7 protein-coding genes are annotated in these 11,948 nt (G+C 51.4%); 2 read left to right on the plus strand and 5 right to left on the minus strand.

Annotation, left to right across the window (positions count from 1 at the left end):
- Nucleotides 1-676: 676 nt before the first annotated feature.
- From HMPREF1255_RS10030 to HMPREF1255_RS03035, 5 genes are all read right to left on the minus strand, one after another.
- Nucleotides 677-4,225: an InlB B-repeat-containing protein gene (locus HMPREF1255_RS10030; RefSeq protein WP_024110804.1), complete on the minus strand. Its 3,549-nt coding sequence runs from the start codon at nt 4,223-4,225 to the stop codon at nt 677-679.
- Nucleotides 4,226-4,873: 648 nt separating this feature from the next.
- Nucleotides 4,874-5,722, minus strand: coding sequence for an HAD-IIB family hydrolase (locus HMPREF1255_RS03020; RefSeq protein WP_024110862.1), 849 nt, complete (start codon nt 5,720-5,722; stop codon nt 4,874-4,876).
- Between the two features lie 136 nt (nt 5,723-5,858).
- The gene (locus HMPREF1255_RS03025) at nt 5,859-6,149 is read right to left on the minus strand and encodes a hypothetical protein (RefSeq protein WP_024110957.1); all 291 of its coding nucleotides are present in this window, start codon (nt 6,147-6,149) and stop codon (nt 5,859-5,861) included.
- Between the two features lie 225 nt (nt 6,150-6,374).
- Nucleotides 6,375-9,749 carry a tetratricopeptide repeat protein gene (locus tag HMPREF1255_RS03030; protein ID WP_036916812.1) on the minus strand — a complete coding sequence of 1,125 codons (3,375 nt, stop codon included), beginning with the start codon at nt 9,747-9,749 and terminating at the stop codon, nt 6,375-6,377.
- A 101-nt stretch (nt 9,750-9,850) separates the two neighbouring features.
- Nucleotides 9,851-10,297 carry a hypothetical protein gene (locus HMPREF1255_RS03035; protein ID WP_024110937.1) on the minus strand — a complete coding sequence of 149 codons (447 nt, stop codon included), beginning with the start codon at nt 10,295-10,297 and terminating at the stop codon, nt 9,851-9,853.
- Between the two features lie 336 nt (nt 10,298-10,633).
- Here HMPREF1255_RS03035 and HMPREF1255_RS03045 point away from each other — a divergent pair, with 336 nt between their 5' ends.
- Together HMPREF1255_RS03045 and HMPREF1255_RS03050 are read left to right on the plus strand one after the other, a co-directional pair.
- Nucleotides 10,634-11,446: a class I SAM-dependent methyltransferase gene (locus HMPREF1255_RS03045; RefSeq protein WP_024110683.1), complete on the plus strand. Its 813-nt coding sequence runs from the start codon at nt 10,634-10,636 to the stop codon at nt 11,444-11,446.
- A 16-nt stretch (nt 11,447-11,462) separates the two neighbouring features.
- Nucleotides 11,463-11,801, plus strand: a complete 339-nt coding sequence (locus HMPREF1255_RS03050; protein ID WP_024110836.1) for a cupin domain-containing protein — start codon at nt 11,463-11,465, stop codon at nt 11,799-11,801.
- The last annotated feature ends 147 nt before the right edge of the window (nt 11,802-11,948 follow it).

The raw sequence follows: 11,948 nt of genomic DNA on the forward strand, positions 1-11,948 counted from the left end.
CTGAGTTGCGTCGCGCTAAATAGATTTTGGAGGCAGCTTCGGCTTTTTCGCTGCCGAGCTCGACCGACCGGCCCGATGATGATCGCTCATATCGATGAGTTTGAGCATCAATTCGGGGGCGAGCCGATATGCCGGACCCTTAATGGCTATCTGAAGGGCGGATTCATCACGCTGACCAAGAGCCCCAGTATGTAAGCATTAGATACAGAGAAAGGCTGGCAGCCACCATTATCAAGTCATCGACCGGAACTGTTGGTGATTCCTACGATAAAGCCCAAGCAGAAACCGTGAACGGGGTATACATAACCGAGTTGATTTACTCTCGTACCTGGCACTCGTCCGGACAGGTCGAGTGGTCAACCCTGGATTGGGTGTGCTCGTGGGACAATTCCCGCCTCGACGATTCGCTAGGTTACTCTGCCCCGGAGGAGATTGTCTCAAACTTTAATCAACACCGGGTCGGTGAACTAATCCCCGCATAAGTAGCGGAACAAAACCCAGTACGGTTCAGTCAAGCTCACGAAGCACTGCCCTACTACAAGAACCTTAGGAAACTTTGCTTTGCAGAGAGCAGAAGCAGTTCCTTTCTTCCATATATATAAGTTCCATGGAAATAGCGAAACCGCCCATATTCACTGTTCGTATGGGCGGTTTCGGCTACTTTAACTTTTTAGTTTTAGTGCTTTTTGATTTTCTTCCTACCAGCGATTACTAATCCGCCGGCTGCAAGAATCATCGCTGCAACTTGATACGGCATTCCAGCATTTCCAGTTTTCGGGAGTTTCCTGGACTTACGGGTTTTAGACGCTTTAGCGGCGCCATCGCCATTCTTGTTGCTTCCACCATTCGGGTTATCAACCGGGATCTTCTTCCAGATAGCCTTGATGACTGTGTTGTCTTTAACAGTGATCTTGGCGCCTGGCGCAACTTCCTGACCATCGACCTCCCAAGCCTTGAATTCCTGGGTGTCATCGGGGGCAGTGAAACCGTTAGGCAACACCGCGTACTCACTGCCCTTATCAACAGTCGCACCATCCATGCTGCCCTTACCGCCGTTGGCGTCATAAGTGATGTTTACCGGGATCTTCTTCCAAACAGCCTTCACAACCGTGTTGTCATTAACAGTGATCTTGGCGCCTGGCGCAACTTCCTGACCATCGACCTCCCAAGCCTTGAATTCCTGGGTGTCATCCGGAGCAGTAAAACCACTGTCTAGCAGCGTGTACTTACCGCCCTTATCCACGGTTGCAGGTTTCATTTCGCCACTACCACCGTTGGCGTCATAAGTGACGTTTACCGGGATCTTCTTCCAAACAGCCTTCACAACCGTGTTGTCATTAACAGTGATCTCGGTGCCAGGCGCAACCTTCTCACCATTAACCTCCCAAGTATCAAACTCCTGAGTGCCATCCGGAGCAGTAAAACCACTGTCTAGCAGCGTGTACTTACCGCCCTTATCAACAGTCGCACCATCCATGCTGCCCTTACCGCCGTTGGCGTCATAAGTGATGTTTACCGGGATCTTCTTCCAAACAGCCTTCACAACCGTGTTGTCATTAACAGTGATCTCGGTGCCAGGCGCAACTTCCTGACCATCGACCTCCCAAGCCTTGAATTCCTGGGTGTCATCCGGAGCAGTAAAACCACTGTCTAGCAGCGTGTACTTACCGCCCTTATCCACGGTTGCAGGTTTCATTTCGCCACTACCACCGTTGGCGTCATAAGTGACGTTTACCGGGATCTTCTTCCAAACAGCCTTCACAACCGTGTTGTCATTAACAGTGATCTCGGTGCCAGGCGCAACCTTCTCACCATTAACCTCCCAAGTATCAAACTCCTGAGTGCCATCCGGAGCAGTGAAGGTGCTTTCAGGCAGGGTATATTTACTGCCTTTCTTCATGGTCGCAGAATCCATACTGCCACCGCCACCATTAGCGTTGTACGAAACCTTAACTTCGCTGTCTTTCCAGATGGCTTTCACCACGGTGTCCTTGTCAACGGTGATCTCGGTACCCGCAGCTACCTCTTTGCCGTCGACCTCCCAGGCTTTAAATTCCTGAGTATCATCCGGAGCAGTGAAGGTGCTTTCAGGCAGGGTATATTTACTGCCTTTCTTCATGGTCGCAGAATCCATACTGCCACCGCCACCATTAGGGCTATAGGAAACCGTCACCTCGATGTCCTGCCAGATTGCTTGGATAGAAGTGTTTTCCTTAACCCGGATTTTATCTCCTGCTTTGTGTTCGGCAGTGCCAATCTGCCAGGTCCTGAATTTCTCGTTCGCGGGAGCCGTAAAAGCATTGGCTAGAATCTCATATTCAGCGCCCTTATTTACGGTCTTGCCTTCCATTTCTCCGGTGCCTTTGTTGGCATCGTAGCTAACAGTGGCAGTTTCGAGCTTCTTGCTTTCCTCAACTGAATCGAGTTTATCGGTGTCACCTTCGAGGCCGCCATTATCTTTTGCGGTTGCCTTGATGGTCCCGGCGAGTTCGATGTCTCCGATACTCAGAGTGATCACACCGGATTCTTCATTAACACCCGGTCCGCTCCATTTATTGGTGTCCGAAGCTCGCGTTGCTTTGACGGTTTTCTCCGCTCCCGAAGCATCCTTATAGGTGACGGTGTAAGACAGCAAGTCGGTATCATCGCCAGGATCTTTATAAGCCGGTGGGGTAATAGTTACTTCACCCTTATCCGTATCTACCGCAATCGCAGGAGATTTAGGTGCAATATTTTTCACCAGATCTTTTGCTGGGATTGTTATTACTGGTTTAGCTCCACCATTTAACTTATATGAACCATCTGCATTTTTTACAGGTACCGGATTGTAGTTACTATCATAAGTAACTTCCACATCATTACCGCTAAATATCTCAACATTGCCGCTGTCATCAATTTGTATAACTGCCGGAACTCCATCCAAGTCTCCAGTTCCGTTTGGTAATTTAGATTCTCCACCTACTGTATATGCATTTCTTATAGCAGCATCAATTGCTTTTTTATCTTCAGCAGTTAATTTTCTGGGGTCTCTAACTTCTATTTTTTCTACCGGTACCGGTATAACAGTTGTTGTGGAACAAGATACAAATTTATGGGGTTCTTTTACAGAAACACCAACTATTTGGTCGAGAGTTAAACTATCCCATGCTTGTAAAGTATAGGAAAAATTTCCATCGCTTTGTACATTTACCTCTATTGGCGTAGATGAGTCTTTATCAACTGTACACTTATTTTCATTAGTATATTGACCTTGTTTATCCTTATTAACATTAACGACTAATTGTACTTTTATGCCGTCAAAAGGTCCTGGTTCGGCCAGTTTTCCCTTAACTACATTGTCTACAATTGTAATACTGTCAATCTCAGGCGCTCTTGAGGTTTCTGTAACTTGTTTTATTGTTAAATTTGTAGCTTCGACTTTGCCTGATGTCGAACCATCAGTATAAGTTACTTCATAATAAGCATGGTCAGTGCTATCAATGGAAAACTTAACAGATTTAATATCCCCTGCTATTCCGCTGTTCGCATCTTTCAACTTTTGAATAGCTTCTGTTTGTTCATCTTTATTAACTATATTGGATGAAGTTTGCTCTATCCAAATTTCGCCTGTCGGCATTTTAAGAGTAACTGTAGATGCCTTAGATGGTTGTGCAGTTTTAGTTACCTCCGGTGATTTATCTTCACCTATTTGTTGGTAGACAGTAACCGTATCGCCTTTTGCAACTTTAACGCCCCCAGGTAGATCTACCTTCCAGGTTGTTCCAGTTGTAGGTGTAACAGAAAGACTGGCTTTTTCAGTCCCACTACTATCCTTTAAGCTTACATGGACTGTTGCTATTACAGTCTTTTTATCAACTTTAGCTTTTGCTAAATTGGCTCCGGAAATCGTTGTAGCATCGTATAATAGATCATTAACGGTCGGTGCTTTTACAGCTGCACCCACGGGTTGCCCAATAATCTCCGGCCCTATCTCTAGCCCATCGCCCGCCTGGGTATCAGTTTTGACGCCTGGAGTGCTCACTGGCGTCGGATTGACGCTTTGTTCGTCACCCTGGGAGCTAATCTGTAGATCCTCGGCATGAGCCAGGGACGGGGTCGATAGCGTAAAACCCAAGGCGCAAGCCAAGGTTACGATCAGTAATTTTCTAAGAATACGAGCTGGTTTCAGCAGCGCTCTGCCGGCAAGCGTTGCAAAAGAACCGGGCTTGTCCTTGAGGTCGAACATGAGACCTTCCTGTCCAGTGTGCTAGTTGCATATATTCCTCCTAAAAGTACCACCGCTACAACCAGAAAACCAGCCCGTTGAGCTCAGGTTGATGGTTACAGCTACATAAAGATAGCTAACCAAATAAAACAGATTAGCTATAATTCCATTACGCATAATTTATAGATGTAAAAATTGCTATACCTAATCAATTATTTTTTGTACTCTAATCATTCATTAACGGCGATTTGTAGTAAATGTCTACGAAAAACGTGAGAGCTTTTACTGCTTAATTAGAAGGTCTAGCTTCGGGCAGTTACTCCACGACCGCTCTAGGTTATAGATCCGGCCTGCGAAACCGTAAACCTTTTAGCGACTCGCACGCTTTTTGGCGGAAACCATACTTTTTGTCACTTGCTTCTCTGAGACTTCCGTAAGCCTAGAAATCTGACTAACTGAGCCATGCCAGCGACACCTCAGACAGCTAGACGGAGGGGGGACGTATCGATCACACCCGGGTGGGCTACTACCTGCTTGCGTCCAACGCGATGGCGGACGGCTCCGATCCGGTATCCCCCCATTCCGAGCCACTACCGCCGGCCGCAGCCCCTCAACGAGCTCACTCCGAAGAGCATGAGGAGGAGCCGCCCGCGGCCAGCCCAGCGAAAGCTAGAACCCGAGGTCGAAGAGCTCGTTGAGCACGGTGAGCACACCGTTATCCGCGTTGGAGGGCGCTACGTAGCGGGCGCACTCCAGTACATCCGGCTGGGCGTTAGCCATCGCGAAGCTAAAGTCGGCGTGTTCGAACATAGGAATATCGTTATTGAAGTCCCCGAAACAAAGGGTCTGGGCCGTGGTTATCCCCAGGCTGGCTTGCAGGCCAGCTAGACCGGTGCCCTTCGTGGCTGCCGCGGGGTTAACATCCGTCCATAGCTCCCCGCTGCGCACCACATCGACTCCTGGGCCGAGGGCGCGCAGGCGCGGGATAACCTCCACGAAAGGATCGGAGAAACTTAGCACCCCGATTTTGTACAAGCCCTCCGTGTGAGGCAGGAGATCAGCGACGATCTCATTGGCGTGGTAATAAGCAAGAGCTTCGTCCAAAAAAGCGCGGTCGGTGCGCTCGGCATACGCTTTTTCACCGCAGAGGACCGTGCCCACGTCCTGGCCCGCGCGCGCGAGCTCCCGCACAATCTCTACCACGCGGGTGCTCGTGGCCTGAGGGAGCGTCGTCGTCGCTAGGGGTATACCACCCCGGCGAACATTCGCACCGTTTTCCGCGATAATCGGCATACCCTCCACGTGGGCGGAAAACATATCCGCGAGCGTTTTATACTGGCGCCCCGAGGCTGGGCAGAAAATAATGCCGCGCTCGCGCAGACGGTCAACCAGTTCGTTACCCCATGCGGGAAACACTTTCCCGGGGAGCAAGAACGTTTCGTCCATATCAACGACAACAAGCTTGACACCCGCTGCGGCCGCGCGTAAGGGCGCGAGATCGGTCGGCGTAACAGGCACAAAAACCCTTTCTGAAAAGATGCCACAGGGACAACGCCGCTGCGGCGCGGCGCGTAATTTCGCGGCTAGCCTGCTAAAGGCTACCACATCCCAGCTGGTGGCCCAGCGGTGGCCGAGGCTGCGTTCAGTTTGCGGATCAGGCGTGATCTTTGAAGCTGATGCTGATGGAGCTGTCAGTATCTATGATGGCTTGCTCTACTAGGATGTTCCATGCCTCGTCACTGTATTCGAGTGGCGGCTGGGTGGCTAGACAGTCGCGGACTAAGGAGGCTTGTGCTCGGCGAGTAGTGAGGTCAGCGATCTGGTAATTGATTGCCTGACGTTCTTGTTCTTCCTGTTGGTAGCGTTTCTCGAGCTTTTTGTAGCGGCTGTCGTATTCACCAGGGTCGCGCGTGGTGATGGCGTTTTCTGCGATGGTACAAACCAAATCGGCTTTGACGATTTAGAAGCCGCCAAAGCCGAAGGTAGGGTTCGCGACATAGTGTTCGACACACATGTCGTGAGTTACTTAGACGTTCATATTGATACAAGGCTCTGGGTGGGTGCATGGAGCAACAAGGTGGGTGCAGTTGGCGCGAGGGTGGGTGCACAATCGACCTTTCCCAGGCACGCGGGGCTGTCAGCTCTAAACGGTGCCGACTAGCAACAGATGTCAACTAGAGATGAGTCCCGACAGAATCTGCTCGAGGAACCCTACGTTGACATTCCCTAAGTTCTCAGGGGTTTCATTACTAAGTTGCCCCATGAGGCCAACTGCTCGCTCTTTGTTTGTTTCAAAGACATCACGGATATCAGAGGTGAGCTTGAGGGAAATAAGCATGCCCATCATATTGATAGAGATCGCCAGCATTCTCGAAGCCATTTCTACCACTGCTTTGTCAGGTGGTATGTCGCCGGTCTGCCTTGCCTTCGAGAAGAACAACTTCACGAATTTATCGGCAGTTCCGAACGCTTTGTCTGCCTCGTCAATGTTGCCAAGCCTCCAGTAGCATGACCCCAAATTCATGTAGGCACGGCTGAGGATACCTAGATACAAGGCCCAGTGTTCCGGTATTTGGTCAAAGATCCTTTCGGTATCGCGAATCACAGCTACCTGATTGGCGATTTCGGGGAACTCTCTCCCGCCTTCAATGAACCAAAGTGGGTCACTGTCTACTCCAGTTCCGCTCAGGCGTCCGAAACGACCGTTCTTCTTTTGCACCAGAGGGTAGAACTCAATATATTCCATTTCATTGTTTAGTTCACGCAATCGTGCATCGACCAAATCGATAAGTGTATACCCGTTACTTGAATCAATAGTCAACGCTGCGCGTACCCTCGTAAGTCGCTCAATAGCTTTAGCACCTCGCCCTTGAATTTGGTAGATCCAGGAGAGAAGGACTTCCGCTCGCACTGTGCTGCTTCCTGTAGCACCGACCGCTATGCGCGCGTTCTCTGTCAACGTTTCAACAACAGACCGCGCCTCATCGAATTGCTCGAGTTGAAGCAACGCGTATCCAAGCTGGTACGCGGCACGCAGGCCCAGTGGATCATAGGCTCCGTGGTGCCGATGGACGATGGAAAGGCAGGCAGATAGCCATTGCTGAGCATCGGCGAACCTCTTCTCGTTGAGAGCAATGTCTCCCGCCCAGATATACATATCGGCCCGGAGAGTTGCATGAATTCTCGACTCTGGGATTCTCCCATCCAAGTCACGGAACGCCTGCTCAACATCCGTAATCTGATTGGCATGATATCCAAAAAAGATCACATTCGCCTCCACCTCGAGCGCAGCAGGCGAATCCTCGCCGACTGCTTCTCGGATTCTTGCTAGAAGTGCTTTCCCTTGGTCAAAGGCTTCATCGCAAGAGGAATTTCGTGCATTCACCGCGCGAAGTCGCTTCATCTGAAGCATGAGAGTCTTAGGAGAATCCTCCCCGAAAATCTCTGTCGCCGCACCGATACCTTCCTCGTAAAATTCGATGGCCTCCTCGTATGCCCAATTCTCGAAGGCTACATCTCCCTTTAGCGTTACCAATGGGATGTATACAGCTTCCACAACATCCGCTGAAACTGGTTCGTCCGAGTACCTTTCTCGGAGCATCGCTGTGATGTGCATCAGGACTGGCTTGGCTTCTAGCGGGTCTCCACTCCTCATCAGGAGTCTCGCGTGGAGGAGCTTGACCACCAATGTGTCAGGATGGCTTTGCCCATCCAATTTAATCTGTAACGGTAGAAGCTTCGAAAGGATCGCTTCGGCATCAGTAAACTCAGACATTGCGTAATAACAATCCGCAATTTGCCTGAACACGAAAATCTGATCGCGTACGTCAGCGTCCCCGCCAAGAGCGCCAAGAGCAAAGTTGAAATGCTCGATCGCCTTTGAAAAATCAAATGCCGCTATGTTGCGTCTCGCAACGTGGATGTGCGCCGCCGCTGTTGTGAGAGGTAGCCCCTCCCCGCCGAAGGTGAGATACCAGTCCACCACTGCGTCTACTTGAGAGCTGCTGGGGAGATCGAGATGCTCACGTTGATCATCAAGCCAATGTGTGCAAGCTTGTTGCGCGAATCTTTGTGCATGCTCCTTTAAGGTGGACCGGTCTTGAACGGTTTTCCTCACGTGTCGGGTCAACAAGGGATCGGCGAAGTTGGCTACCTCTGTTGATCCCTTGCACCATCCGATGGGATTTCGAGCTTTATTAATCGCATCGTGAGCGCTTTCCGGTGACTCTTGGTAAATCTCGTTGATGACCTCGGCGATGACTGTCGGCACGAATCGATTAAGTATGTCCTGAGCTGGATCTAAGGGGTTTCCTGCGACCGCTGCCGTCAGCGCGTTTCTCACACCTTCAGGCAGAGCCTTCCAGCGGCTCTCGACTACTCGTTCGACACTGTCTGGTAGCTTGAAGTCATCGGAAAGAAGAATCTTGTGACCTGATAGTCGAATCTCGATCGCAACGTTGGGATCGGTAATCCAAAGAAGGAGAAACAATGGCGTATTAAGTTTCTCCACCACCTGTTTCGCAACGTCGGCAGACGTTTCTGGGGCAAAGCGCAATAGGAGTTCGACGAGCGAATCCTCCTTGAGAGAAGGGACATCCACATCAATAAGTTGCGCTTGAACGTCCGAGTTTTCTTGCATGTCTGAATGCCATTGTTCGAAGTCGTCCTCGACCATTCCCTCAGGCCAGGCAGTACCAATCACCATCACGGGCCGCTTCAGGTCAGGCTCGCTGAGCACTGTCAGAAGCGAACGAAGTTCCGGCCCCATCAGGTGCATATCCTCGATGACGACAATTCCGGGGAGGCCTTTTGCAGTCAAGGATCGAATGGCTTCAGCTAGTTCCGCGCCAGCGTCCTTCTTCGACTTGAGGTGCTGTTCCCCCATATATACGTCTCGGTGAAGACTCTTCGAGTTCTTTCGTCTCTTGCCAAACCAACGAAATACATCGCCTAGCCATGATGTGAGAGTAGCTGGAAGCGGAATACCAATACTCAACGCTTCAAGAGAATACTCAAGCAATGTATCGGCTGCATCAGCCTGCAAGTCCTTGCGGACCCGAGGAACTACTTCAGAGAGCACTTTCCCAGCACGAGCGAGAGCTCCAGAGGCATCCCACCACGCCAACGACAAGGGGGCCAGGTGGGTCGCCATCTGTTTCTTACCCGTTGCCACGACATCGAGTTTTTGGTTGTTCCGCAGGTCTTGACAATTGAATGACCACCAACCAAACGTCGGGAGCGTGTCTTCCTTCCAAATGAAGGAATCCAAATCAGGGGAAAGAACCGCGCGGCCTCGTAGTGGGTCCGCTTCACCATCTGCGGAAGTCAGCTCGGGCCAGTATTGCCCATATCCGTCCTTGGATTTTTCCGCCTTATCCAAGCGAAGTAACTCGTAAAGGCGCTGAATGATAGCTGTCTTCCCAACACCGGATGCCCCCCGAAGCATCAAAACAGTAGGACCGTCATAGCAACCGCCGGAAAGAGCCTTCACCCGATCATGCAGGTCTCGCGCGATCGATTCGTGTTGTCCAAGGAGCTCAGGCACCCTAGTTCCTCCCACAAATAACGCATGGCTCACAACCACAGTCACGTGACGTCACCGTCAAGACAAGGAGACCTAGAATAATCGCCATGTTAACTGCCAAGTTACATTCCATTCTCACCGAACATCGAGTGCTTCTCAACCGATCCTCTGAAATTGGCATCCTTAAGCCCGATTCTGAGGGTGCCGTCCGTGTCGACCTCGGCGTGGTCGACGAGGGTGTTCCATGCTTGGTCGCTGTATTCGAGGGGTGGCTGGGTGGCGAGGAAGTCGCAGACTTCTATGGCTTGTGCTCTGCGGTGTCGCAGGTCGTCAATCTGCTTGCTGATACGTTGATGGTCGACTTCGAGTTGGTAGTGTCGGTTTTCGAGCTCGTGGTAGCGGCGGTCGTAGTCGTCGGAGTCGTTGGGTGTGGATGCTGCGGTGGTGATGAGCTGGTTCATCAGCGTGATAGTTTCTTCGATCCGCTCCCCTAGCCTGGCCTGCTGGGTTTCGAGCTCGCGGGTGTTGTAAACGGTGTCGTCAAGCAGGTGCATGGTGTCATCAAGCACGTCAACACGTGATAGAAAGACCCCCGGACGGGTCTAGTCGCTAGCAACACAAACAAATTCAATCGCTTATTGTTTAGATGTTCTCTTGAAGATACCCCTTGAGTGGACGCAAACGACGGTTTGGTGGGCGCAAACACCTGGTTCGACCTAGTTTTAGCAAACTTTTTGACTGCAAAACTGTCTAAGGGCTACTGCCGTCGATCATTCGCGCTCAAAGCAAACGCAGCCCGGAATATCTCCATGCCGCGTAGGCAAAAAGTTGACCCAACTAGCCGGTTGCGAGTTTTTTAATTGAATAACTAGGTTCACCTAAGCTAATTCAGATAGTATTTTGTTGTGTCAAAGAATCCTTCCATTCCGCAAAGTGATCGCTCTACAAAAACCGCCGCCGGGCATTGGGTGCTAGCGCGCGCCGGGAAACGGGTCTTGCGTCCCGGTGGCCTGAAGCTCACCACGCGCATGCTGGATAAAGCAGATATTTCCGGCCGCAAAGTGGTGGAATTCGCCCCAGGTTTGGGGCGAACAGCGAAACTCATAGTCGACCGCGGCGTTTCCTCATATGTAGGAGTCGACCAAGATCCCGATGCCGTCGCAAACGTGCAAGACGTCGTCACCCCGCATGGCGGAAAGGTTATTAACGCGCAAGCCCAGAACACCGGCCTGCCAGACGCCTCGGCTGACGTAGTGATTGGCGAAGCCATGCTGACGATGCAGGGCGAAAAGGGCAAGGACGAGATCGTGGCCGAAGCGTTTCGGCTGCTCGCTCCAGGCGGCTGCTACGCGATCCACGAGCTTGGGCTCACCCCCAACGATATTGACGCCCAGCTTGCCGACAACTTGCGTAAGCAGTTGGCCCAGACGATTCGCGTCAACGCCCGCCCGCTAACAGAAAACGAATGGTGCAAGGTGCTTGAAAACGCTGGCTTTACCATCGAATGGGTTGGTTTCGAGCCGATGGCGTTGCTATCGCCGCGACGCAATCTAGCCGACGAAGGGCTGCTCGGGGTAGCGCGCATTATCAAGAATGTTCTCCGCGACAAGGATCTACGCCAGCGTATTTTGACCATGCGCGCCACGTTCAAAGGATACAAAGATCAGCTCACCGGAATCGCGGTCGTTGCCCGCAAACCCAAGACGCAAGAAGACTGAAGAAAGAACACCAGAAATGAGTGACCCCAAACCCCTCCCGACGGCCATGCTCGGCTTCATAGACAACCTCGCCGACCGCATCGAATACGCAGAAAATTCCACCGTCTCAAAGACGCTTATGCAGGCAGAAGGCGTTAACGTCGTGCTGTTCTCTTTCGACAAGGACGAGGAGCTCTCGGAACACACCGCGGCCATGCCCGTAATAGTGCAAGCCCTAGAAGGCGAACTAGAAATCACCGGCGACGGCAAGACCGTCATATTGAAGCCAGGAGGCCTGGTTCACTTCACGACGAGACTCCCCCACGCGGTAAAAGCCCTGACCAGGGCAAAAATGGTGCTCTACATGCTCAAGTAGAGCGGATGGCAGTTCGGGGGGGGCACAGTCTCTCGCGCCCGCCCCTAAATCTATTCACGCGGTTTTCTCACGACTAGCAGGTTCAGAACCTACTAGTCGTGAGACAAACTTATATTCCCATCTAAGTGCTCAGCATCTCGTTAGGTC

This window comes from Propionimicrobium sp. BV2F7 (assembly GCF_000510445.1).
GTDB classification, from domain to species: Bacteria; Actinomycetota; Actinomycetes; order Propionibacteriales; family Propionibacteriaceae; genus Propionimicrobium; species Propionimicrobium lymphophilum.